The following is a 22,921-nucleotide window of genomic DNA, read 5'->3' on the forward strand; positions in this document are numbered from 1 at the left end:
GTTTAGAATAGTGGTTTTTGTTGAAACGTAGTTTTTAGTACTTGAAATGTAACAAATAACTTAGCGATTCATCCAATCTTTAAAATCACTCGTTTTTTGCCTACTTACAATAAACTCTTGATCCCTTGAATTTGCAATGGATAAAACAACTCTGTGATTAAAATAAGGATCAATTCTTTGAATAGAAACTTTTGAAATTATTTGCCCCCTATTAATTTTATAAAACTTTGTATCGTCTAATGAATTGAATAATTGATCAATCGTTTCATCTATGATATATCGCTTATTCTGAAGTGTAATTCCAAATGTTATACTATCTTGAGAGTAGATATACAGTAATTCAGAAATTCTAATTTGAACAAATCCACTTCCTTCTTTTACCAATATACCAGAACGTTTTTGAGGAGCTTGCATGCTCGTTAACAGCTCTTTTAAGATTAACGGTTCAATGGTGGTTGATTTTGTGGATTTTGTAAATTTATTAAGCGCAGTGTCTAATTCACTCTGTTGAATTGGTTTGAGCAAATAATCAACACTATTTACTTTAAAGGCTTGTATGGCATACTGATCAAAAGCTGTGGTAAATATTATTGGTGCTGAAACTTCAGTTTTCTGAAAAATTTCAAAGCTTAACCCATCTGCCAATTGAATATCCATAAATATCAAATCTGGAGTTTCATTAGTTTTGAACCAATATACAGCATCTTCAATAGTATCAATGACTTCTAGTATTTGGAATTCATAATCGGTTTTATTAAGAAGTCTTTGTAGCTGATTTGCTGCCCTTGGTTCATCTTCAATGATTAATATTTTCATAGTTTTTGTTTTGATCTAATAATTTTAATAAAGGTAAAGAAACAATAAACTCATCTTCATTCTCATTAATAACTGGCAATTTATTCGATATCAATTTATATCGTTTCTCAATATTCTTTAATCCAATTTTAGTTGATGGGGTTTTTGTTGATTTAGGTTGAATCTTATTGCTTACAACCAAATAATCATCTTTTATTTCAATATTTATAACTAAGGGTTTCGTCCTAGAAACAACATTGTGCTTTATGGCATTCTCAATTAAAAGTTGTAAACTCATTGGTACAATCAAGAAGGCCTTCTTCTCTTCTGGTAGCTTCCAATTTATTTTTAAGTTTTCTCCAAACCTTTCCGATTGAATATAAACATATGCATTGACAAACTTTAGTTCTTTTTCTATAGAAATTAAATTGGTATTTCCTGATTCTAGAATAAACCTATAAACATCTGATAAATTGTCTACAAAACCTTTGGCGTCTTCTTTAGTATCTTGGTCAATAATATCGCGTAAGGTATTTAAGCTATTGAATAAAAAATGGGGCTGCGCCTGATTTCGAAGTGTATCCAACTGCGCCAATACCATTACCTGTTTTGCCTGCTCTTCTTCTCTAATTGATTTTTTCAATCTCCCATAATAGTAAATAGCTTCATAAATAGCCATAATCATAATAACAATTAAGATAACTGGTAAAAGAATTTTAAAAATTACCCTATGAGAGGAAGGATATCCAAAAAATGTAAACAACTTTGCCAATAAAGGCCCTACAACATAATCGACAAAAAATATCACAGTAAGAATAGCAAAGAAAAGAAAAACTATACGCTTTAAATCATCTTTAAAATCGGGATATTTTTTCCTTAAAAAGATTAGAATTCCCCTTATAATTAGCCAATCACATACGGTTGAAAAGAACGCTGCAAACCAACCTATAAAAACTAAGTCTAAACTTGCTCTTTCAAAAGGGTTATTGAATAAGTAATTGGTTATGATACTTATAAAAAGGATACCTATTATAGTAAACCAGATATCATTAAAGCCCAAATATTGTATGCGTTTCTTTTTATTAAATAATGCCATAAATTATAAGCGTATTAGCGGGATACCTTGTTTCGCTTGATAAAAGATAAAACCAATCCATGAAGCATATACTAAGCCGAAAATCACTACCGAAATAACTTGATTTCTATTACTTATTTTCCACTTATGTGATACCCATAATGCGAATAACGGAATTATTTGTAAGCCATGCAACCCAAAGAAATGTCCTATTCTCAAGTCACCACCAATTGTACTCCAGTTTACCAAAGGTAGTCCAGCCCCACCATCTACTACACCAACGTTATGAGACAATTGTTTAATCATTTGTCCACCAATCCAGCTTCCTATTACTAATATAACCCATCCTAATAAAATGGCCAATTGCATTGATTTTTTAACCTTTAGTTTTAATCGAATAGTATCAATAACAAAAAGCAACATGATCAACACATTAATAGCCACTAAAATTCCCATAGATGCATATAATATACCATCTAAAGGAGTGGATGTATTATAATGGGATTGTACACCTCTTGCTCCTTGACAAAGTATAATTCCTATTTCTATAAGCATTGTCCAAGAAACAATAGCATTTATAATATTTTTTTTCTTTTTTGAATATGGGTATAAGGTTATCAGAAAACCAACAGTTAGAATATAAATAACTCCAGAAATTGAAAATTTTAAGGGTTTTATCCAAACATTAACTCCCAATAGAGTTCTTTCGTCCATAATTAACCCTATTATTGATATAATGGTAAAAATGACATGAACCTTTACAATTCCATAAAGTATTGGACTTTCACTTTTGACGGTACGCAATAGTTGTCTTAAATAGTTCATATCTTTCCTTTTTTTATAGTTTTAAGAATTGTAAAAAGTAAATATCCAAGAGGGCCAAACATGAAGGTTGCAAACAAGCAAGGGATTAATAAAAATTGATGAATATTGAGTTTGGAATTTTCCTCTAGCATCCACATACCTATCAGAAGGTCAAAAGCTAAATAGTGCACCCACCCCGCTAAAACAGCATTGTCCTCTGTGAATAATTCCTTTACGGACGCTAAACTTCCAAAGTCCACCATGCCCCCTATTTGTAGGGCTTGGTATATATATATCGTATAAACAAGAGAGAGTAGTATTGGAATAATTTTGAATTTAATTAATACTTGGGTACCCTTCCATTTAGGCAAAAACATCATTAAAATCCACATAGGCATTACCAACATACCTGCTATTGAAAACATTTCTTTAGGACTCATTTTATTAGTATTTAAGATTGTTATTATTTGAATTCAGATTCAAATATGTGCTGCTTTTAGAGTATTTTAAATTACATTCCTTTGAATCGTCGTTTAAGGTTTTTGAATTGTAATTTTAATTGGTAATGCACATTTTTTTAACAAGTTGTGGTTATAAATGGTCTTAAAAGGTGAAGCTTTTTATTAGAATAAATGGGACTATGCTATAATTAACATTTTATTAAACGCAACTATGTTGCAATAATGAAATAAACTTATATATTTGCAACTAGGTTGCATTAGCGTGATTTGATATTAATTAGATTTAAATGTTAAAATTGCTCTAGCATCGCATAAACCGACTTAATAATATATAACCACAAAATGATGATTACAAAAGCACAAGTATTAGAAGCTCAAGAAAATTGGGGCAACGGGGTAGTTAAAATAGGTTCACTAAAAGAGAATTTAGTTGAATGTGAAGCCTATACCAATAGTTTTCTTGACGAGCGTTATAATTTCGGGCAGAGTACGGTTTTGTTTAAACCAACTAAATGTGAACTAGAGCAATTTAGACCTACAAAAGCAGAAGCTCTTTCTTACTTTATAGCAGGAGAAAATAGAACTTGCGAAGAAGACAAAGGTTTTGCTATACAACCATGGACAAAAGTACGCTTTGAAAATACAGGCTTTATTCTAGAAGAAGATAGAGCTATTGCCATGGGTAATTACTTTTTTACAGACTTAGAAGGAAACGAAGCTAAAGTTGAATACACTTTTGGATACAAACTTGTTGATAACCAATTAAAAATCGATGTACACCATTCATCATTTCCGTATACAAATCCAGACATTGTGGCTTAATGTATTCAGTACTTTATCTTCTATGTCCAACCGATTGTTTAGAAACCCGTGTTAATGACGCTTTTAAACATCAAAACTACTTTTATACGTCACTTGGGAATTCATTGAGCCTAGATGATAAAACAGTAGAAAGCTTAAAAGCGTTGATGCTTGAACATAGCATCAGGGAGATTAGTGTTGTCCTTTCCAATGATAATCCAATATTTTTGGATGCATTGGAAGGGCAATTTTTTTATAAAATAAACGGTTTAAATCGGTTTTACAAGAAAATAGGTAGACAACGAAGACATTCTGAATTAATTTGGAATGGTGACAATCGTAGAGATGCGATACTTTCATATTTTCTTAACAATAAAATAAAAGAGCTTCAACTTAGATTGGCTAACTTTCCCTTTCATTCAGTAAAGATTAACGGGAAAATATATGATCGATTCGAAAATAGTTTTAAAAACGTGTATTCGAATCTGACTTGTTTAGAGAAACATTCCTTAAACTAAATATGGAATATAACAGAAGAAAATTCATTTCCTTTTTAGGAAAAGCAAGCGTAGGAATTTTAACTATTCCTCCTTTTTTAACAAGCTGTGGAAGTACTACTACTCCACTTATTTCAGATAACATTTCAAAAAAAGCTTTAGAACGATTAAGAAAAGTTACGTTAAAGAATTTGATTCCTTCAAACAAAGATGATTTAATTCTTACAGAAGGCTTAGACTATCATGTAATTTTAAAATGGGGAGATCAAATTAGTGATACAGATACTTTTGGTTTTAATAATGATTTTACCTGCTTTATTCCTTTAGATGATAGCAATCCTAAAGACGGTTTGTTATGGGTAAATCATGAATATGTAAATCCGTTATTTGTTTCTGATTTTGATTATCGAACCTATAAAAATCCTTTAGAACATAGAACTATTGAGCAAGTAGATAAAGAAATGTATAATGTTGGAGGAACTATTGTACGAATTAGAGAGGTAAATGGTAGATGGGAAATTGTAAAGAATGATCCTTATAATAGACGGATTACTGCCCAAACTCCAATCCGACTCAATTGGGATACTCCAATTAAAGGTAAGAACATTGCTATAGGAACTAATAGTAATTGTTCTGGAGGTATTACACCTTGGAAAACCTTTTTAACCTGCGAAGAGAATTATGACAATCAATTCGGAGAAACGGTTTATAATAAAAATAACGAACCTATACACAAACCTAGTAATTATCATTGGGAGCATTTTTACAATTATCCTCCAGAACATTATGGTTGGGTAGTAGAAATAGATCCAAAAGATGGAAGCGCCCAAAAACATATTGCTTTAGGAAGGTTTGCTCATGAATGCTGTACTTTATATGAATTAGAAGACAAACGTGTTGTTGCTTATACAGGAGATGATAGAAATAGTGAACATTTGTACAAATTTATTTCTTCTAAACCACAATCATTAAAAGAAGGTACCTTATATGTAGCGGATACAATTAATGGAAAATGGTTAAGCCTAGACTGGAAAACACAACCTATTTTACAGAAACACTTTATAAATCAAACAGAAGTACTTATAAGAGCTAGAGAAGCATCTAAATTACTTGGTGCTACTGAATTGAATCGTCCTGAAGACATTGAAATTGATCCTATTACGGGTAATATTTTGGTAACCTTAACCAATAATAAACCCAAAAAAGATTATCATGGATCTATTTTAAAAATTGAAGAAGAGAACGGTCAATTTGACGCTTTAACTTTTAAAGCTTCTACTTATTTAGCAGGTGGTGAAGAGAACGGATTTTCTTGCCCAGATAATTTAGCTTTTGATTTATCTGGAAACCTTTGGATGACGTCAGATATGTCTGGAAGTTCTATGAACAATCCTAACAAACCTTATATACCTTTTAAAAACAATAGTTTGTTCGTGATACCAAGATATGGAAAGGATGCTGGAAAAGTAATTCGAGTAGCTTCTGCACCTACAGATGCTGAGCTTACTGGCCCTTGGTTTTCTCCAGATGGAAAAACTTTATTCCTTAGTGTTCAACACCCAGGAGAACAAACCAGTGACCTAAAAAATCCTACCAGCTCTTGGCCCTTTGATACCGATGGAATTCCAAAATCTGCCGTTGTAGCTGTACAAGGAGATTTAATTGAAAAACTAAATAATATGAGTAAATTAGCATCGTTATAACCAAATACTTAAAAAAATTAGATGAAATTTTCATACGTACTTTGCTTATTGCTGGCAGTAGTTTCTTGTAAAAAAGCACCAAATCAACTTGAAAAAATAACAGCCAAAACAATCACTATAGATAGTACCTTGGCTTCATCTAATAAAATAGATAGTGTTATTACTCCTTATAAAGAAAAACTAGAAGTAGAAATGCAAGAAATATTGACATATGCTCCAAAAGATTTTCTTAAAAATGAAGTACCAGGACAAAGTTCTTTAGGGAATTTAATGGCAGATATATGCTTTGACTTAACCAATCCTCTCTATAAAGAGAAAACAGGTAACTCTATTGATTTTGTACTTTTTAATCATGGAGGCATACGAGCTACTATTCCACGAGGAAAAGTTACAGTAGAACGAGCATTTAAATTGATGCCCTTTGAAAATGAATTTGTAGTTGTAACACTTACAGGTGAAAAAATAAACGAACTAGTTCAATTTTTTATTGACCATAAAAGAGCACATCCTCTTTCTAAGAATGTAGAGTTACAAATTACTGGTAAACAGTATACCTTAAAAATTAATGGTGAAGATTTTGATAAAAACAAATCTTACAACGTACTTACTTCCGACTATTTACAGACTGGAGGAGATAATATGTTGTTTTTCAAAAACCCTAAAGAATTGGTTAAGTTAGACTATAAAATTAGAGATGCACTAATTGATCATTTAAAAAAAACAGATACTCTACAAGCAAGCGTTGATAACCGTGTAATTATTAAGTAATGAAAAGAAGAAATTTTATAAAGCAAATTGGTGGCGCCTCTGTGTTAGTGGCAGCAGGACTAACATTACCTTCATTCATTGGAAATAACCGACGTCATATTACCATATTACACACCAATGATACACATAGTCATATTGAACCTTTTGATGAAAACCACAATAGATACGCTAATAAAGGTGGTGTAGCTAGACGTGCTTCTTTAATAGACCAAATTAGAAGAGAAAATCCAAATACATTATTGCTTGATGCCGGTGATATTTTCCAAGGTACCCCCTATTTCAATTTTTTTGGAGGAGCATTGGAGTTTAAATTAATGAGCATGCTAAAATATGATGTAGCCACTATTGGAAATCATGATTTTGACAACTCTATTGATGGCCTATACAAACAACTACCTAATGCCAAATTTGATTTTGTTTCTGCAAACTACGATTTCAAAAATACAGTACTTGATACCCACGTTAAACCATATAAAATTATAGTTAAAGATGGTGTTAAAATTGGAATTTTTGGCTTAGGAGTAGAACTTGAAGGCTTGGTAAGTAAAAAGATGTATAAAGAAACTGCATACCTAGACCCTATAGAAATTACTCAAGATATTACTACCGAGTTAAAAGATACACAAAAGTGCGATTTAATTATATGTTTATCTCATTTAGGATATTATTATAAGAACAATCCTGATAAAATTTCTGATTTAAATTTAGCGAAAGCAACAAAAAACATTGACCTAATTATAGGAGGACATACACATACTTTTTTACCAAAACCCACTATTGTAAAAAATATTGAAGGAAAAAATATGCTAGTTAATCAAGTAGGAGCTTACGGAGTTAACATTGGTAGAGTAGATTTTTATTTTGATAATTTAAACAATAAATCTTCTTCTGGTACTACCATTTTAGTTTAAGCATACAATTTAAAAAATTGACAATGACCTTAACTTATTGCAAAAATTGCAAATGCTACTGTTATTAAAATTATTGGAAAAACGAAACCTGTATAAAAAAGAAGCACAGGTTACAAGAACCTGCACTAGGATTAATTCGCTCAGCCCCCCAGGACTAAAACTAATTGCTCTAAAATTACATAAAATATTGGAAATGAGCAAACAAAATATTCTGCAAAAATCGCAAACCAAAACGATAAAACACTTTGAGTCAAACGATTAGCATCATTTATTTTGTCAAAGAAATTTTAAAACACATTAAACAGTTCGCATTTTAACTTCTTAAAACGACTAATTACTTGTTATCAATAAGTTACCTTCTTTACATTGTCTTTAACATAAATGTTTCATGCAATAGTATTTTCTTAAATATCACTCTAAATCTTCACAAGTTTATGAGCCGCATTTAAAAGTGTATCATCTGTCTTCGCAAAACAAAATCGTAGCATTTTTTTATCTATTGCGTCTTTATAAAAAACAGATATAGGAATTGCTGCGACTCCATGGTTTTTAATCAATTCCTTAGCAAACTCCACATCATTTTTATCACTTATTTCTGAATAATTAACTACTTGAAAGTAGGTTCCTTCTGAAGGTAATATCTCAAATCGACTCTTCTTGATAGCTTCTTGAAATAATGATCTCTTTTTAGCATACATTGTTGAAATCTCATTAAAATCTACAATATCAAGATATTCAGCAATTATATGTTGTGCTGTACTATTCACACTAAATACCAAAAACTGATGAATTTTTTTGATCTCTTTCATCAAAGGCTCAGGTGCTATTAAATAACCTACTTTCCAACCTGTTACATGCAACGATTTTCCAAAAGATGAAGCTATAATAGCTCTATTCAGGAGCTTAGGGCGTGTATTTATAGAAATATGCGCGTGTTTAAATGAAATGTACTCATATACTTCATCACTTAATAACAATACATGCGTATGTTTTTCTAAAAGAGTTTCTAAAGCTTCAAAATCTTGTTCATCCCATACTTTACCCGTTGGATTATGCGGATTATTAATAATTATTAATTTAGTTTTAGCAGTAATAGCATCTTCTACCCTATTAAAATTAGGAGAATAATCATCATTTAAAGAAATTCGAATTGGCTTCCCTCCTGCTACCAGAACTGACGGTTCATAACTATCATAACTAGGATCTAAAATAATTACTTCATCTCCCATGTTTACTAGCGCATTGATAGCCGTATAAATTCCTTGAGTCGCTCCAGAAGTGACTAATAACTCATTGTTAGTATTTATGATTCTATCATAATTTTTCTTTGTAAGTAAAGCTATTTTTTCTAATAAAGAAGGTAAACCAGTCATAGGTGTATACTGGTGAATGTTTTCTGTTAATAATCGTTCAGAAATTTCAAGTAAACGCTTGTCAACTGGAAAATTCGGAAAGCCTTGAGATAAATTAATCGCATTGTGCTCATTGGCTAATTGCGACATCACAGAAAATATACTTGCAGTAGTATTAGGTAATTTTGACATTAGATTAAAATGGGTTTACACGAAAATAGTACATTGATGAATAAAATTATAAAAAATCTTATAAAAGATATTTTTATCTTTTATAAGATTACTATACCTTTGTAAAAAATTTGAATATGTTTTCAAAATCATGTGAATATGGAATGCGGGCTGTAATCTATGTAGCTAAGCAAACTTCACTGGGAAATAAAACCAGTGTCAAGGAAATTGCAAGTGCTACGAATTCACCTGAAGCATTTACAGGAAAAATATTACAAAAACTAACTAAGAATAATATCATAGACTCCATCAAAGGACCATATGGTGGATTCTTAATTTATGAGGAGAAAACCAAAACTATAAAACTTAGCCAGATTGTTGAAATCATAGACGGAGACAAAATATATACTGGCTGCGGACTCGGATTAAAAGAGTGCAATGCTAAAAACCCCTGTCCTATTCATGATAAATTTATTGACATTAGAAGCAGCCTTAAGTCTATGTTAGAAACCACAACCGTGTATGATTTATTAAAATCCGAAACTGGTGAAGACAAAATACTTCAATTAAAAAGATAAATAACCCATTTTAAATAAGAGGAATTAGTTCCTCTTTAATTTCACAAACATAAAAGACAAAAACATCCGTTATAATAAAAGACAAAAACATCCCTTTTACAAATGATTACATCGAGAAAAACTTACATCATACTAGTCTTTACCATATTTATCTGGATAGGCTTTATAGGAGCCATTAGCTTTATGGAAGCTTGGCTAAAATTTCAAGCTGAAGGTGTTACTCTAAAAATTGGCTTATCTATTGGTAGCTTAGTCTTTAACGCTTTAAACAAAGTAGAGCTAACCCTAGCAATTGGTATTCTTATAACACTAGTATTAACTAAAAACAATATTAAGATTAACCTATTAAAAAGAATGCTACTTCCCTATAGCATACTCTTATTCCAGAGTTGCTATTTATTACCTGCCTTAGATAAAAGGATACTATCAATACAACAAGGTTTTCCAATTACCAAAAGCTATGATCACTTATGGTATGTGATATTGGAAGTAATTAAAATCACAGCATTAATACTTATCGGAATTCAAATTTTAAATAGATATGAACATAAATAACAACACTTTAATCTCAGAAATAGTTGCAGAGAATTATGATACAGCAACTGTTTTCAAAAAATACGGCATTGATTTTTGCTGTAATGGAGAGCGAACACTTAACGAAGTGGCAACTAAAAAGAATGTTTCTGTTGCAAAGCTAATTCAAGAAATCTCTTTCATAGAAATTAATACCATTGCTTCTCAAAACTATCAAAATTGGGACTTAGACTTTTTAAGCGATTACATTTATCAGAATCACCATTTATATGTCGAACAAAGAGGGCCTGAAATTATTGCTTACTTAGAAAAATTATGCAAGGTCCATGGAAAAAATCACCCCGAACTCTTTGAAGTTATTGAACTTTTTAAAGAAGCGGTAGGAGATTTGGCAATGCATATGAAGAAAGAAGAACTTATTCTCTTTCCTCATATTAAAAAAATAGCCAAGGCATTTAGAAACAAAGAAAAGCTTGAAACTCCTCCTTTTGGTTCTATTGAAAATCCAATTAACATGATGCATTCTGAACATGATAATGAAGGAGAACGTTTTCGAAGAATTTCTGAATTGACCAATAATTATGAAGCTCCAAAAGACGCTTGTAATACTTATAAAATAGCCTTTATACTTCTAAAAGAGTTTGAAGATGATTTACACAAGCATATTCACATAGAAAACAACATTTTATTTAAAAAAGCAATCACGTTAGAAAACAAACTAAACAAGTAATAATGAAAAAAATTTGGACAATATTTATCCTAGTAGTCGTATCATCTTTTATTGCTCTTATTTGGGTAGGAACAGAAATATATCAAACACAACCTCCCATTCCTGATAAAGTAGTAATCAAAGGAACTAATGACATAGTATTTAGTAAATCAGACATACAAATAGGACAAAATGTATGGGAATCTATTGGAGGTATGGAAGTTGGATCTATTTGGGGACACGGAAGTTATGTTGCCCCAGACTGGTCTGCAGACTGGATACATAGAGAAGCAGAATATCTACTAGATTTTTGGGCACAAAAAGATTTTAATACCTCATTTAAACTATTGGATGTTGAAAAACAAGGAGCTTTAAAAGCTAGGTTAGTCAAAGAAATAAGAACCAACACTTTTAATCCTTCTAATAAAACCATTACAATTTCAAAAGATAGATTAGAAGCCATACAAAATAACAGTACATATTATAGCAATATTTTTGCTAATGGACATGAAAAATATGCCATTCAAAAAGGAGCTTTAACCGATCCAACTAAGCTATCTCAATTGAGTGCTTTTTTGTTTTGGACTTCATGGGCCGCCAGTACCGAAAGACCTAATCAAGATTATACCTATACTTCTAATTGGCCACATGAACCTTTAATTAATAATACCATTACTCCAGATTCACAAATTTGGTCTGGGTTTTCAATTATTCTTTTACTCTTATTTATTGGTATTCTTACGTATTATTACATCAGAAATCATGAAAAAGGAGAAGCAATTACAAGTCCGAGTACCGATCCTTTATTAAAAATGCCGTTATTTAAATCTCAAAAAGCCGTTTTAAAGTACTTTTTTGTGGTTTCTTTATTAATTGCTTTACAAGTTGTATTGGGTATTATAACGGTACACTATACCGTTGAAGGACAAGCATTTTTTGGTTTCGAATTATCCCAATACCTACCCTATTCTATTACAAGAACATGGCACACACAATTGGCTGTCTTCTGGATTGCGGTAACATGGTTAGCTACGGGATTATTCTTGGCTCCAATGATAAGTGGTAAAGAAATGAAGTATCAAATCTTCGGAATCAATTTCTTATTCGTAGCTGCTTTAATTATCGTATTAGGTTCTATGTTAGGAGAATGGCTTGGAGTTCATCAGTTCTTAGAACTATCAACTAACTTCTTCTTTGGTCATCAAGGATATGAATACATGGATTTAGGTAGATTTTGGCAAATATTCTTGGCTATTGGTCTTATCCTATGGATGTTTATGGTTGGAAGACATATTTTATATGGAATCAAGAAAAAAGATGATTCGAAACATTTACTAACCATTTTGTTAATTGCCGTAATTGCAATTGGAATGTTCTTTTTCTCTGGATTAATGTATGGTGAAAATAGCAGTTTACCAGTAATCAATTATTGGAGATGGTGGTTAGTACATTTATGGGTAGAAGGATTTTTTGAAGTATTTGCAACCGTTACCATCGCCTATTTGTTTTCAAGAATGAAAATAGTTTCTGTTAAAACTGCCGGAAAAACCTCTATAGCTTCGGCTACAATATTTCTTGCAGGTGGAATTATTGGTACTTTGCATCATTTGTATTATTCTGGGACTCCTGTTCAGGCAATAGCTTTAGGTGCTACTTTTAGTGCTTTAGAAGTGGTTCCTCTTACCTTAATGGGCTTTGAAATAAGAGAGAATTGGAACCTATTAAAAGAAAATGACTGGATCAAGCGTTATAAATGGCCTATCTTCTTTTTTATGGCTGTAGCTTTTTGGAATATGATTGGAGCTGGAGTATTTGGATTCTTAATAAATCCTCCTATTGCTTTGTATTATATTCAAGGACTTAATACTACGTCAGTACATGCACATACCGCTTTATTTGGCGTATATGGTATGCTTGGAATGGGATTCATTATTACATGTTTAAGATTATATTCTAAAAGAACTTGGAACGAAAAACTTATTAAAAATGCATTTTGGTTACTCAATATCGGACTTATATTAATGGTTGTTTTAAGCTTGTTACCCTTAGGTATTATTCAGGCATATACCTCTATTACCAAGGGATATTCTTATGCTCGAGATGCTGAATTATTATATACACCAACTGTGCAAACTATAAAATGGATGCGTATTGTAGGAGATATCGTATTCTCAGTAGGTATAGGTTATTTCTGTTGGTTTGTTATAAAGGAAACAATACCTTTAATGAGATCTAAGAAATAACTAAAACTATAGCAAAAGGTGTTTACTAAAATGTAAACATCTTTTGTTTTAAATAGTATTAGAAAATTAGGCTACTAGTTTCCTTTCAACCTTTTCCATAATCTTTGCATTAAAAACTTTGCATCTCGATCTGTTTTAGGAACTTCACTTACTTCTAATTTCCCATCTTGATCTTTTAAAAGATATGAAAACACAAAAAAAGAGCTTCCATCTTTTCTAGGAATTAGTCCGAATCTAAGGTCATTAAAATACCAGTCTTCATCTTTCTTTTCTATAATATACCAACCTTCACTAATCGCAATTAAACGTTGTACTTTTGAATAAGCATTCAATTCTTTAGATACTGCTCTTTCCTTTGGGAATTTATTAAAATGAATGGGTTTAGAATCAAAAAAGGAATACTCTCCCATCAAGTAATAATCAGGAGTATCAATATTGGCATTCCATAGTATGGTATTTAAAGCTGACGGACGTGTGCTTATTTCTGTATACGCTATACCTTGTTTTTGTAATTCCTGCTCAAATTTAAACGTTGCTATAGATTTTATAATTAAAGTGATGAATAAATAACTAGTAGAAATGACTAATCCTGTATTATTAAGTCTTCTTCTAGTTTTAGATTCTTTTTTATAACGTAATACCAACAACGTACAGACTAAAAAAGGTACTGTATAAAGTGGATCTATTACAAAGATTGAATTGAATGCTATACGAGTTTGGAAAGGCCATAAAAATTGAGTTCCCCAAGAAGTAAAAGCATCTAATAAAGGATGCGTTACCAAACTCCAAAAGAACAGTATACTCCATAGTTTCCAACCCAGATTGAGTTTCCGTTCAATCTTATTAACCAACCATCCTAATAGTGGAGACATGAAAATACAAAACACAAGAGAATGACTAATACCACGATGCCATTCTATTGCTGTAACTGTATCTGTTAATTTACCAAATAATACATCCAAATCTGGAATTGTACCAGCAATAGCTCCATATAACAAGGCTTTGTTTCCTGCTTTTTTTCCTAAAACAGCTTCTCCTACAGAAGCACCTAAGACTATTTGTGTTAATGAATCCAATGAATCTGATTTAGACACAAAAATAACTTAAATTAAGTCATTATTACTTTCCTTTATCTAGAATAAGAAAAGCCCATTAAAAAATGGACTTCACTTGAATTATTTATAGATTCTTTTCTTTATTTAAGTAAGTTTTTCTCTTGAAATTCTTTTAGAGATTTTTTCAATGAGTTTAATAAAGGATGCTTCTTGTTTTCAGCTACATCTACAGCTTTTTTATAATTCTCTAGAGCCAAGTCATATTGTTTATTGGTTTCATAGGCTTCAGCTAAACTATTGTATACTTGTGGAATATTAGGAAAAAAATATACATTCAACTTAAATATAGTGATTGCATAATCTATGTTTCCTTCTTCCATTGTTTCATATCCAGCATAGTTTAAAACTCCTCCGAACCTTGGTTTGTAATCTTTCTTTTCAAGAAATGAAGCTATATCTTTTATTGTTTTAAACGATGCTAACTTCTGTTGGTTATCGTATACATAATTTGGTAATTTTTTTCTTGGAAATCTATATTCTCTTTTATAAATAATTGCTTCTATAGTTTGCGCAACCTCTCGTGCTATACGATCGTAATTTGATAATACGATAATTACATATTTATCTTTTAAATATCTTGAAAAATTTGAAGTAAATCCAGGTGCTCCACCTCCATGTCCAACAATCTTATTATCATACCTGTTATCTACTTGAAATGTATATCCATACCTAGATTTTATCGCTGTAAACATCTTTTCCTTTGAAGAATCATTTATCAATTTATCTGTATATAAAGCTTGGTCAAATTTTAATAAGTCGTTTACAGTTGATAATATTCCTCCAGAAGGATTCGCAGTTGGAATAATAAAAGTGTTTTTATTAAACTTCCCCGCAATAGATTTTATGTAACCCGTAGCACGATTTTCTACAACATCATCTAAGTATTTAATTCCGGTATTGTGCATACCCAATGGACTTAAAATATTATTAGTAATGTAATCAGCATATTTTTCACCAGTAATTTCTTCAATAATAGCTCCTAAAATAACAATCCCTGAGTTTGAGTAAGAGAATCGCTCTCCTGGCTCTTTAAATACCAACTTTTGGTCATAAACTAAGGGTAGCATCTCATCAACTTCTCTTAATGTATTGTTCTTTAATCTGTAATCTGGATGTCTAAAATAATTACCAGTACCTGAAGTATGAGATAATAAATGATGAATGGTAATTTTATCTCCAAAAGGAAATTCCTTAAGGTACTTACTAACTGGATCATTTACGTTTAATTTCCCCTGCTCTTCCAGTTGCATAATTGCTACTCCAGTAAACATTTTTCCCATTGAACATATATCAAACTTTGTATCGAGATTGTTTTTATTATTAAATTCTTTATTAGCCTCTCCAAAGGCCTTAGCATATAGTATCTTTCCTTCTTTTGCTAATAAAACTGTCCCAGAAAATTGATCCAACGCAACAAATTTTTGCATTGCATCTTCTATTTCTTTTTTTTGTGATTGGGAATATCCGTTTACTATTAAACCAAATAGTAATAGACATAGTAGTGTTTGTTTTTTGATTAATCTTTTCATCGTTTTAATTATTAGTTATTGTAATCCATTTTGTATTACTCTACAAATGTAGAGAATGTTTTACATTTGTAGAAATAAAATTTTAAATTTGTCTACAAACACTATAAAACAGCCAACTATTCTTATAGAATTACACAAAAATCAATAAAACGATAATCCATTTAGTACAAAATAGATGCACAGAGATTAGAAGTAGATAAATAAATCACTTTTAAAGACTAAACCATATTATTTAATTATCCCATTTTTTTAGCAATCATTTGTTCCCCACTTTCATTGATAGTAAAACCAACTATTTTTGAACTATTATTTTTATTAAACGATAATGTAGTGCTTCTACTACCAATACCAAATTTAACCATTGTCTTTGGAATTAATGTCATTGGCGTTCTCCCCGGGAATTCAATATATAGCTCTTCGTTTTTTTCAAAAATTTTAATAAAATGTCCAGAAGTCAATTGATAGGTTCCTATATAACTTTGAATAGTCTCGGGAGAAAGTTTAATAAAAGAGGCTGTGTTATCTTTTACTTTAACACCAAATGCTTTTAAAGATTTTTTAGAGGCTTCAATAGTTGGATCTAGAGCTAATGCTTTTTTATAGGCTTTTATGGCATTTACTTTATCATCTATTGCTTTATATCCATCTCCTAATGAATCCCAGATATTGGCATTCTTTGGGAACAATTCAGTATTCATTAAAAATAGAGGAACTGCCCAATCTGATAACTCTTTTTTCTCTAATGCCAAATACCCAATTTGATTTAAAACATTCGAATCATTAAACCTATCTCCATAAGTTTGTTTTAAATTACTTTTTAATTCTTTGACCTTTTTGAAACTATTATTTTCAATAAAATTTAATACAAAGACATTACTACTTTTTTGAATGGGTTTTGGTGTATAATTTTGGTTAAATATCATTTTCTCTAATCTCCACAACACTTCTACTTCCCTTACATAAGCATTCGTTGAAAATATAATCACAGTATCTTCTTTGGGTAACCACATAAATTCATGAAAGAAGATTCCATTAGAACCATTATGAGTAATGATTTTAGTATTTCTATCGGAGTTAAATATTGCCCATCCGTAAGCGTAAAAACTTTTATTACTCCCCTCCTGTTCCGATATATACGGCTTGGTTAAAAGATTCATAGACTTTTTAGAAAGTATGGTGTTAGATTCTAGTGCTAAATACCATTTATACATATCTTCTTGAGTAGACTGTATACCTCCATTTCCTTTTAACACCCAAGAAACTCCTTGATCTCTTTCAAAACGCGCTACCATAGTTCCTAAATTTTTTATTCCTTTATAATAACCATTTGCCAACGTGTTCTCTTTCCACTTAGGAAGTAAATATCCTGTTTGTAACATACCAGCAGGTGTAAATAAATAGGTGTTTAAGAAGCTTTCATACGATTGTTTTGAAACCAATTCAATAATACGAGCTAATATGCTATAACCAGCATTTGAATATTTGTATTTTACTCCTGGTGTATAGCGCAACTTTGTATGAAATAAAGTTTTGAAAAACTCTTTTGTAGGTATATGATGAAAATCTCCATTACTTATTACATCAATAAAACCAGCCGAATGAGTTAATAATTGATGAATCGTAATCTTCCTTTTATCTTCAGGAAGATTATCAAAGAATAATTCAAGAGAGTCTGTAAGCTTTAGTTGATTTAATTCAACCAATTTTAAAATGGCCGTTGCAGTAAATTGCTTGGTAACGGAACCTGTGGAAAAAACAGTATTTGGAGTATTAGCTATAGATTTTTCTCTACTGGCCAATCCATAACCTTTGTTAAGAATTATTGTGCCCTTTTGAGCTATTAAAACTGCTCCAGAAAATCCATTCCTCTCGCCTTCACTTAAATAGTTATCTACTCTTTCTTTAATGGATAAATCCTTTTCCTTAGTTTGAGCATTTGTCGTAATTAATGTGGTAGTAATTAGTATAAAACTTACCAATAAGTTTATAATTTTTCTCATAATTTTTGATTTTGTTCATTAAAACAAGGGCATACAATTCTATTACCTCATGTTAATGAAGTTTAAAATTTTATTATTAAATGTTTTAGATAATTTTAGTTTGAACTATTCCCCCATACGATTTAAATATACTGCATGCACTAAAAAAGCTAAGGATATACTAATTGCCATAATTCCTATAGAGTGCATTCCTAATGGCAAAAAGAGTTGGGTTATAAATAGTCCTATACCAACTGATAGTAAAACCAAAAACCATTTTACACTGGTATGTTTGGTCTCTTGAGATTTGTTTTCCAAAAAAGAAGTGATAACATCTTCTGAAATCTCCATATCGAGCATTTTCTTTTTAATCTTATGATCTAAAATATTCTTTAACATAGTGGTAAAAAAGGACAAGAAAATAACAATCAGAAAAATAATGACGATGATTTTATATACATCTGGATCTATATAGGTTTCTTTGGTAATAAATAATGCTTTCATAATACTAATTCTATAAATATAATAGACAGCTTTCTACTCTTAAGGTTGCAAGCAACCAACAAAATTATACTGTCATTTTTCCTTTAAATGTGCTTATTATTTCTAGTGTTGATAATACTCCAATGAACAGTGCTATGCTCAATGTAAAATAAACAGGTAAGTTTTCAATTTCACTCCAATGAATCAAATCAACCTTAACAACATGCAATAGGATTGCCAATACCCCAAAACTTAAAAGTATAAATGCATTCTTATTCAAAACATATCTCTTATTAGATTTTGTTTCTGGTAAATTTTCCAAAATACTTGTAGCCAAATTAAATTCTAAAACGGGTTCAGGTAATTCTTTGACAGTTTGAGATATATCTTGATATTCATCTACAATACTCATACAATGTTCACAGGTGTCTATATGTGCTAATACTTCTACATCACAATTGCTCCTATCAAACAAATATTGTTGAATTTGCGTGTCATTTACATGTTCTGTATTCATAATTCTTCTTTTTTATATGTGTGCAAAAGGTTGGTTCGTAACATTTTTCTTGCTCTAAACAAATAACTTTTTAAAGTACCTCTTGGTAAACTGGTTATTTTCGAAATCTCCTCATAACTTAATTCTTGCTTATGAAAAAGTGTTATTAATGTTTTATATACTGGAGGTAACTTCTCTATTTCTATCTCTAATACCATTTGTCTCTCTTTCTTAAAAATATAGTCGTCTGTTTGGTTTTGTGAAGTATGTATTAAACTATCTACCATGTTCCAAGACTCATTCCCCTCTTTATCAAATACCTTAATTGTTGGAAGCTTCTTTTTCTCTAAAAAATTTAAACAGGTATTGTAAGCAATCGTTCCAATCCAAGTAGATAGCTTGCTATTAAATTTAAAACTGGATAGTTTATGATATACTTTGAGGTATATTTCTTGAATTAAATCTTCTCGATCTAAAGAATTATCAATCATTTTATACACAATTTGTATTACCAATCCTTGTGTATTAAGAATAATCTGCTTAAAAGCATCATTATCTCCTTTTAGGACTAGTTTTACTAAATTTTTATTTGTTGAATATTCTTTTTTCATACTCTAACCAAAAAGATTAGACCGAGTTGACTTAAAAAGGTTGCAACTTTATTTTTAAATAATTTAGTTTCCTTTAAATTTTTGTAAAATTCTTCTGACAAACTTGAGTCCAGATCTCATAAGGTTCTTTTCAAATTGACTCATTGTTCCTTTAATCAACTCTATATCTTTTTTTATAGCGTCTTTTTCAAATTGGCTAGTCTTTTCTTTTAACTCAATAAGTAATTCAGACATTTGAATATTAATCTCTTTGCTTTCAGAAGAATTATTCCAAATATTCTTAATGTCTTCCCATGTCTTTTGTTCTTCTCTATTTTCCATTTTATTTATTTTTTTTCGTGATACAATTCAATAATACCTTTCGTATTCGTCTCATTTTTACCGCAATATGATTCTCTGATAATCCGGTTACTTTAGCTATTTCTTTATACGGAAGTTCTTCTAATGATAAGACTACAATTGATTTATCTATGGGTTTCAATGTGGAAATACAATTTCGTAAGGCATTGTACTTTTCATCATCATCAGTATTGGTAGTTTCTTTAGGTATAACATGAATAGCATTCAATCGAATGGTTTTATCGTTTCGCTTATTAAGTTTCTCTTTGAAACGGATACAAACATTCAAGGCTATTTTATAAATCCATGTATTAATAGCTGACTTCCCTTCAAAACTTGCGTAGGATTTCCATATTTGATAAACTACTTCCTGAAACAAATCTTCGGGTTCTATTGGATTTACAGCATAAATTCTACAAATTCGATATATTCTACCCTTATTTACTTCTATGAGCTCTTCAAAAGTTTGATTTGGTTGATTTTGCATATTGTTTTTACTTCTTTCTATTAACCTTAGTGACAGAAAGTTTTGAAATATGACAATTAAAGTAAACTAAATTCTATTTATTCGATAATTTTATTGTGTTTTTCAACTCAAAACAAACAGTAAACAGCTGATAAACAGATAAATAGAGACAAACAATATTATCATTACTATTGAACAAATTTGTTAGGAAAAAGTTATAACGATACTAAACAGAAGTCTTTAAGCTCTTTCTATAGGATGATGGTGTCATACCCTCAAATTTTTTAAAAGCATAATTAAAAGAAGACAAACTACTAAACCCTGCATCAAATGCAATAGATGCTATGGTAAAGTTTTTATTTTTTTCGTTTTCTAAAAGACTCTTAGCCTCTTGGATTCTATAAAAATTGATAAAGTCGTTAAAATTTTGTTTAGCATATTGATTAATTACTTCTGAAGTTTTTTGCGTGCTCTTTTCGATCAATTTACTTAAACTAGCAAGCGACAAAGTGGTTTCTAGGTACAATTTATCATTGGCAATTAAGTTTGATATTCGATCAAACAAAACTTTATCATTATTAGGTTTAAACACATTTCCATCAATATCTGTAATTTTAAACTGAAATGCCTTGAAACTTAAATAGTATACTACAAAAGAATAGATAATTGGTCCAATAATATAAGGAACAGCGTCTTCAACTATATTAAAAAAATATGATACCCAAATTACCGCAAAGCCAATCAAAACTAAGTTAAGCCATGCAAATATGGCTTTATGAGATTTTGTCAGTGTTTCTGTAATCATTTCCTTCTGCTTGTTCTTTAAAACTCTGTATGCTAAAAAAATATAGAAGGCAAAATGTAGATAAATAAAAATTAAAGCACTTCCAAATACAATTATAACTTGTTTGTCATTAGTGTCAAATCCGTTTTTTGGAGCAAAAAAACTTGCAAAGAAAATAAAGGCAAAGGGAAGTAATTCTAAAAAATATAAGCGAGGTAACTTAAAATTAACACGTGTCATTCCAACAACATACCACCTCAAAAATGGACCTATTAATAACAAAAAAGCCAAACCTGTAAAGATGAAAACTGGCTCTAAATTATTTCCAAAATTCAACATTACAGATTTACCTATTCTAAAAGCCATAAACACAAGAATCAATGCTAACAAATAATTGGTAATTGTCTTCTTCTTTTTGAAAAACACAAAGTGAATAGCAAATGTAATTCCATGTATAAGCCCTGCGCTACTAATAATAATGAGAAGTATGTCTAAAAAACTCATATAACTGTTTTCTCAAATGTAGGCATATTTTCACTTTTTAGCTTCACAATTTTTAGCAACTGACACTAAACTTAAAAGGTTTACAAAATCTCCTATATTTACTTTCATTGCTGCAATAATACCGTGTTTGGCAAGTAACACTCTATCAATTGTTTGGTTTTCTTTTAAGATTAACCTTTCTATCGTTTCTTTAGATTTTTGCTTTCCTTCTTTATGATAAGCAATCAATACTTTTACCGCATTCTCTTCTCCTGTGATTTGACGAGGCTTTAATGTATACCCCAATTGTAGTATCATTTTTTCAGCTAAACTCCATGTAGACCAAGGATTTTGGCCCGTAATCAAATTATTATCATGGCTAATCTTATCCAAATACATCACTCCTTCATTAAAACTCGCTCCTTGTTCAATAAGTTTATCTTGAAGTAGAAAAGGGAAAATAGATTTAGCATCAGAAATTAATAAAAGCTCTTCCTCATTTGTAAAACTACTTACCTTTTTATTTTCTAGAAGTGGTCGTCCGTTGTCTAACATAACATTAACTAACGCAGACGGACCATGACATACAGCTCCAATGACTTTATTCGATTGGTAATAGTCTTTAACAATTCCTTGCAAAACTTTATTATTAGGAAAATCAAACATGGTTCCTTTTCCTCCTACAAAGTAAATAGCACTATAGTCATCCGGATTTACGTCATCTATTGGGATTGTATGACTTGTTTTGTTTTGAGCAATAGGATCATTTAAAAAGGCAAAATCATATGCTCCCATATCTTCATCGTCTATAACTACTGGGGCTTCCCCTCCTTTTGGGCTAGCAACATCAACTTCAAAACCATTTGCTTCAAAAACATAATAGGCACGAGCTAATTCGGTTAATTCATACCCTGTACTTTTTCCACTATTTCCCATGGTATCAGTACTTGTTACTACTGCTAGTATTTTTCCTCGTTTTGGAATAATATTCTCAGACAAATAAACAAGGTCCTTGGTTTGTGTTTGTTCCAAATTGGCATCTCTCGATGGTAATACATTACGCAACCAAAAGATAAATGAAGTAGTAATTATTAGTAAAAATGCGATAAAGATTCCTATCCATTTAAGAATTCTGTACTTTTTAAACATGTGAAATATGATTTTTAAATTTTCAGCCAAATACTTAATTAAAAACCATTTACTATGTCGAAATGATAATTTCGTCAGAGTTTTT

24 protein-coding genes are annotated in these 22,921 nt (G+C 30.6%); 9 read left to right on the forward strand and 15 right to left on the reverse strand.

Going from position 1 to position 22,921, the window contains the following annotated elements; genetic code table 11:
• Window positions 1-60 precede the first annotated feature (60 nt).
• From Q0873_RS04100 to Q0873_RS04115, 4 genes are read right to left on the reverse strand one after another with little or no spacing between them, the layout of a single operon-like run.
• Window positions 61-816 carry a LytTR family DNA-binding domain-containing protein gene (locus Q0873_RS04100; protein WP_299104553.1) on the reverse strand — a complete coding sequence of 252 codons (756 nt, stop codon included), beginning with the start codon at window positions 814-816 and terminating at the stop codon, window positions 61-63.
• Window positions 797-1,891 (reverse strand): histidine kinase, encoded by a 1,095-nt coding sequence (locus Q0873_RS04105; RefSeq protein WP_299104554.1) that lies wholly within the window; start codon window positions 1,889-1,891, stop codon window positions 797-799. The genes Q0873_RS04100 and Q0873_RS04105 overlap by 20 nt, the downstream gene beginning before the upstream one ends.
• A gap of 3 nt (window positions 1,892-1,894) precedes the next feature.
• The gene (locus tag Q0873_RS04110) at window positions 1,895-2,695 is read right to left on the reverse strand and encodes a hypothetical protein (RefSeq protein WP_299104555.1); all 801 of its coding nucleotides are present in this window, start codon (window positions 2,693-2,695) and stop codon (window positions 1,895-1,897) included.
• The gene (locus tag Q0873_RS04115; protein WP_299104556.1) at window positions 2,692-3,114 is read right to left on the reverse strand and encodes an ABA4-like family protein; all 423 of its coding nucleotides are present in this window, start codon (window positions 3,112-3,114) and stop codon (window positions 2,692-2,694) included. Before Q0873_RS04115 ends, Q0873_RS04110 begins: the two co-directional genes overlap by 4 nt.
• 363 nt (window positions 3,115-3,477) lie before the next feature.
• On the opposite strand from Q0873_RS04115, the gene Q0873_RS04120 reads away from it, so the two are divergent.
• The 5 genes from Q0873_RS04120 to Q0873_RS04140 are packed head-to-tail and all read left to right on the forward strand — an operon-like array spanning window position 3,478 to window position 7,815.
• Window positions 3,478-3,957, forward strand: coding sequence for a hypothetical protein (locus Q0873_RS04120; protein ID WP_299104557.1), 480 nt, complete (start codon window positions 3,478-3,480; stop codon window positions 3,955-3,957).
• Window positions 3,957-4,454, forward strand: coding sequence for a hypothetical protein (locus tag Q0873_RS04125; RefSeq protein ID WP_299104559.1), 498 nt, complete (start codon window positions 3,957-3,959; stop codon window positions 4,452-4,454). Before Q0873_RS04120 ends, Q0873_RS04125 begins: the two co-directional genes overlap by 1 nt.
• Before the next feature lie 2 nt (window positions 4,455-4,456).
• Window positions 4,457-6,136 carry an alkaline phosphatase PhoX gene (locus Q0873_RS04130; protein WP_299104560.1) on the forward strand — a complete coding sequence of 560 codons (1,680 nt, stop codon included), beginning with the start codon at window positions 4,457-4,459 and terminating at the stop codon, window positions 6,134-6,136.
• Between the two features lie 21 nt (window positions 6,137-6,157).
• Window positions 6,158-6,904 (forward strand): 5'-nucleotidase, encoded by a 747-nt coding sequence (locus Q0873_RS04135; RefSeq protein WP_299104562.1) that lies wholly within the window; start codon window positions 6,158-6,160, stop codon window positions 6,902-6,904.
• Window positions 6,904-7,815 carry a metallophosphatase gene (locus Q0873_RS04140; RefSeq protein WP_299104563.1) on the forward strand — a complete coding sequence of 304 codons (912 nt, stop codon included), beginning with the start codon at window positions 6,904-6,906 and terminating at the stop codon, window positions 7,813-7,815. Before Q0873_RS04135 ends, Q0873_RS04140 begins: the two co-directional genes overlap by 1 nt.
• Before the next feature lie 416 nt (window positions 7,816-8,231).
• Here the strand turns inward: Q0873_RS04140 and Q0873_RS04145 are convergent, their stop codons facing one another.
• Window positions 8,232-9,359: a methionine aminotransferase gene (locus tag Q0873_RS04145; protein ID WP_299104564.1), complete on the reverse strand. Its 1,128-nt coding sequence runs from the start codon at window positions 9,357-9,359 to the stop codon at window positions 8,232-8,234.
• Window positions 9,360-9,475: 116 nt separating this feature from the next.
• Here Q0873_RS04145 and Q0873_RS04150 point away from each other — a divergent pair, with 116 nt between their 5' ends.
• From Q0873_RS04150 to Q0873_RS04165, 4 genes are all read left to right on the forward strand, one after another.
• A complete protein-coding gene (locus Q0873_RS04150) occupies window positions 9,476-9,916 on the forward strand; it encodes an Rrf2 family transcriptional regulator (protein WP_299104565.1) in 441 nt (146 codons plus the stop codon).
• A gap of 102 nt (window positions 9,917-10,018) precedes the next feature.
• Window positions 10,019-10,471: a hypothetical protein gene (locus tag Q0873_RS04155; RefSeq protein WP_299104566.1), complete on the forward strand. Its 453-nt coding sequence runs from the start codon at window positions 10,019-10,021 to the stop codon at window positions 10,469-10,471.
• Window positions 10,458-11,180 (forward strand): iron-sulfur cluster repair di-iron protein, encoded by a 723-nt coding sequence (gene ric, locus Q0873_RS04160; protein ID WP_299104567.1) that lies wholly within the window; start codon window positions 10,458-10,460, stop codon window positions 11,178-11,180. The genes Q0873_RS04155 and ric overlap by 14 nt, the downstream gene beginning before the upstream one ends.
• A gap of 2 nt (window positions 11,181-11,182) precedes the next feature.
• Window positions 11,183-13,402, forward strand: coding sequence for a nitric-oxide reductase large subunit (locus Q0873_RS04165; RefSeq protein ID WP_299104568.1), 2,220 nt, complete (start codon window positions 11,183-11,185; stop codon window positions 13,400-13,402).
• Between the two features lie 74 nt (window positions 13,403-13,476).
• On the opposite strand, the gene Q0873_RS04170 is transcribed toward Q0873_RS04165, so the two are convergent.
• The 10 genes from Q0873_RS04170 to Q0873_RS04215 form a co-directional block, all read right to left on the reverse strand.
• Entirely contained in the window at window positions 13,477-14,478 is a 1,002-nt protein-coding gene (locus tag Q0873_RS04170; protein ID WP_299104569.1) for a metal-dependent hydrolase, read from the reverse strand.
• A gap of 119 nt (window positions 14,479-14,597) precedes the next feature.
• The gene (locus tag Q0873_RS04175) at window positions 14,598-16,046 is read right to left on the reverse strand and encodes a serine hydrolase (protein WP_299104570.1); all 1,449 of its coding nucleotides are present in this window, start codon (window positions 16,044-16,046) and stop codon (window positions 14,598-14,600) included.
• A gap of 236 nt (window positions 16,047-16,282) precedes the next feature.
• On the reverse strand, window positions 16,283-18,046 hold the full coding sequence (locus tag Q0873_RS04180; protein ID WP_299104571.1) for a serine hydrolase: 1,764 nt from the start codon (window positions 18,044-18,046) through the stop codon (window positions 16,283-16,285).
• 105 nt (window positions 18,047-18,151) lie between these two features.
• Window positions 18,152-18,529 (reverse strand): hypothetical protein, encoded by a 378-nt coding sequence (locus Q0873_RS04185; protein ID WP_299104572.1) that lies wholly within the window; start codon window positions 18,527-18,529, stop codon window positions 18,152-18,154.
• A 64-nt stretch (window positions 18,530-18,593) separates the two neighbouring features.
• The gene (locus tag Q0873_RS04190) at window positions 18,594-19,025 is read right to left on the reverse strand and encodes a hypothetical protein (protein ID WP_299104573.1); all 432 of its coding nucleotides are present in this window, start codon (window positions 19,023-19,025) and stop codon (window positions 18,594-18,596) included.
• Entirely contained in the window at window positions 19,022-19,615 is a 594-nt protein-coding gene (locus tag Q0873_RS04195) for a sigma-70 family RNA polymerase sigma factor (RefSeq protein WP_299104574.1), read from the reverse strand. Before Q0873_RS04195 ends, Q0873_RS04190 begins: the two co-directional genes overlap by 4 nt.
• Window positions 19,616-19,678: 63 nt before the next feature.
• The gene (locus Q0873_RS04200; RefSeq protein ID WP_299104575.1) at window positions 19,679-19,936 is read right to left on the reverse strand and encodes a hypothetical protein; all 258 of its coding nucleotides are present in this window, start codon (window positions 19,934-19,936) and stop codon (window positions 19,679-19,681) included.
• A 1-nt stretch (window position 19,937) separates the two neighbouring features.
• Window positions 19,938-20,441, reverse strand: a complete 504-nt coding sequence (locus Q0873_RS04205; RefSeq protein ID WP_299104576.1) for a sigma-70 family RNA polymerase sigma factor — start codon at window positions 20,439-20,441, stop codon at window positions 19,938-19,940.
• 205 nt (window positions 20,442-20,646) lie between these two features.
• Window positions 20,647-21,708 carry an AraC family transcriptional regulator gene (locus Q0873_RS04210; RefSeq protein ID WP_299104577.1) on the reverse strand — a complete coding sequence of 354 codons (1,062 nt, stop codon included), beginning with the start codon at window positions 21,706-21,708 and terminating at the stop codon, window positions 20,647-20,649.
• 30 nt (window positions 21,709-21,738) lie between these two features.
• Window positions 21,739-22,836, reverse strand: a complete 1,098-nt coding sequence (locus Q0873_RS04215; RefSeq protein WP_299104578.1) for a type 1 glutamine amidotransferase domain-containing protein — start codon at window positions 22,834-22,836, stop codon at window positions 21,739-21,741.
• Window positions 22,837-22,921 lie beyond the last annotated feature (85 nt).

Origin of the sequence: uncultured Tenacibaculum sp. (assembly GCF_947498805.1) — a bacterium.
Taxonomy (GTDB): Bacteria; Bacteroidota; Bacteroidia; order Flavobacteriales; family Flavobacteriaceae; genus Polaribacter.

Excerpts from the sequence above, each read along its gene's own strand:
- Q0873_RS04120 (WP_299104557.1), top strand. The coding sequence starts at position 3,478 with ATGATGATTACAAAAGCACAAGTATTAGAAGCTCAAGAAAATTGGGGC.
- Q0873_RS04145 (WP_299104564.1), bottom strand. The coding sequence starts at position 9,359 with ATGTCAAAATTACCTAATACTACTGCAAGTATATTTTCTGTGATGTCG.
- Q0873_RS04165 (WP_299104568.1), top strand. The coding sequence starts at position 11,183 with ATGAAAAAAATTTGGACAATATTTATCCTAGTAGTCGTATCATCTTTT.
- Q0873_RS04210 (WP_299104577.1), bottom strand. The coding sequence starts at position 21,708 with ATGAGTTTTTTAGACATACTTCTCATTATTATTAGTAGCGCAGGGCTT.
- ric (WP_299104567.1), top strand. The coding sequence starts at position 10,458 with ATGAACATAAATAACAACACTTTAATCTCAGAAATAGTTGCAGAGAAT.
- Q0873_RS04140 (WP_299104563.1), top strand. The coding sequence starts at position 6,904 with ATGAAAAGAAGAAATTTTATAAAGCAAATTGGTGGCGCCTCTGTGTTA.
- Q0873_RS04155 (WP_299104566.1), top strand. The coding sequence starts at position 10,019 with ATGATTACATCGAGAAAAACTTACATCATACTAGTCTTTACCATATTT.
- Q0873_RS04135 (WP_299104562.1), top strand. The coding sequence starts at position 6,158 with ATGAAATTTTCATACGTACTTTGCTTATTGCTGGCAGTAGTTTCTTGT.
- Q0873_RS04200 (WP_299104575.1), bottom strand. The coding sequence starts at position 19,936 with ATGGAAAATAGAGAAGAACAAAAGACATGGGAAGACATTAAGAATATT.
- Q0873_RS04175 (WP_299104570.1), bottom strand. The coding sequence starts at position 16,046 with ATGAAAAGATTAATCAAAAAACAAACACTACTATGTCTATTACTATTT.
- Q0873_RS04115 (WP_299104556.1), bottom strand. The coding sequence starts at position 3,114 with ATGAGTCCTAAAGAAATGTTTTCAATAGCAGGTATGTTGGTAATGCCT.
- Q0873_RS04125 (WP_299104559.1), top strand. The coding sequence starts at position 3,957 with ATGTATTCAGTACTTTATCTTCTATGTCCAACCGATTGTTTAGAAACC.
- Q0873_RS04215 (WP_299104578.1), bottom strand. The coding sequence starts at position 22,836 with ATGTTTAAAAAGTACAGAATTCTTAAATGGATAGGAATCTTTATCGCA.
- Q0873_RS04205 (WP_299104576.1), bottom strand. The coding sequence starts at position 20,441 with ATGCAAAATCAACCAAATCAAACTTTTGAAGAGCTCATAGAAGTAAAT.
- Q0873_RS04185 (WP_299104572.1), bottom strand. The coding sequence starts at position 18,529 with ATGAAAGCATTATTTATTACCAAAGAAACCTATATAGATCCAGATGTA.
- Q0873_RS04130 (WP_299104560.1), top strand. The coding sequence starts at position 4,457 with ATGGAATATAACAGAAGAAAATTCATTTCCTTTTTAGGAAAAGCAAGC.
- Q0873_RS04190 (WP_299104573.1), bottom strand. The coding sequence starts at position 19,025 with ATGAATACAGAACATGTAAATGACACGCAAATTCAACAATATTTGTTT.
- Q0873_RS04150 (WP_299104565.1), top strand. The coding sequence starts at position 9,476 with ATGTTTTCAAAATCATGTGAATATGGAATGCGGGCTGTAATCTATGTA.
- Q0873_RS04110 (WP_299104555.1), bottom strand. The coding sequence starts at position 2,695 with ATGAACTATTTAAGACAACTATTGCGTACCGTCAAAAGTGAAAGTCCA.
- Q0873_RS04105 (WP_299104554.1), bottom strand. The coding sequence starts at position 1,891 with ATGGCATTATTTAATAAAAAGAAACGCATACAATATTTGGGCTTTAAT.
- Q0873_RS04100 (WP_299104553.1), bottom strand. The coding sequence starts at position 816 with ATGAAAATATTAATCATTGAAGATGAACCAAGGGCAGCAAATCAGCTA.
- Q0873_RS04180 (WP_299104571.1), bottom strand. The coding sequence starts at position 18,046 with ATGAGAAAAATTATAAACTTATTGGTAAGTTTTATACTAATTACTACC.
- Q0873_RS04195 (WP_299104574.1), bottom strand. The coding sequence starts at position 19,615 with ATGAAAAAAGAATATTCAACAAATAAAAATTTAGTAAAACTAGTCCTA.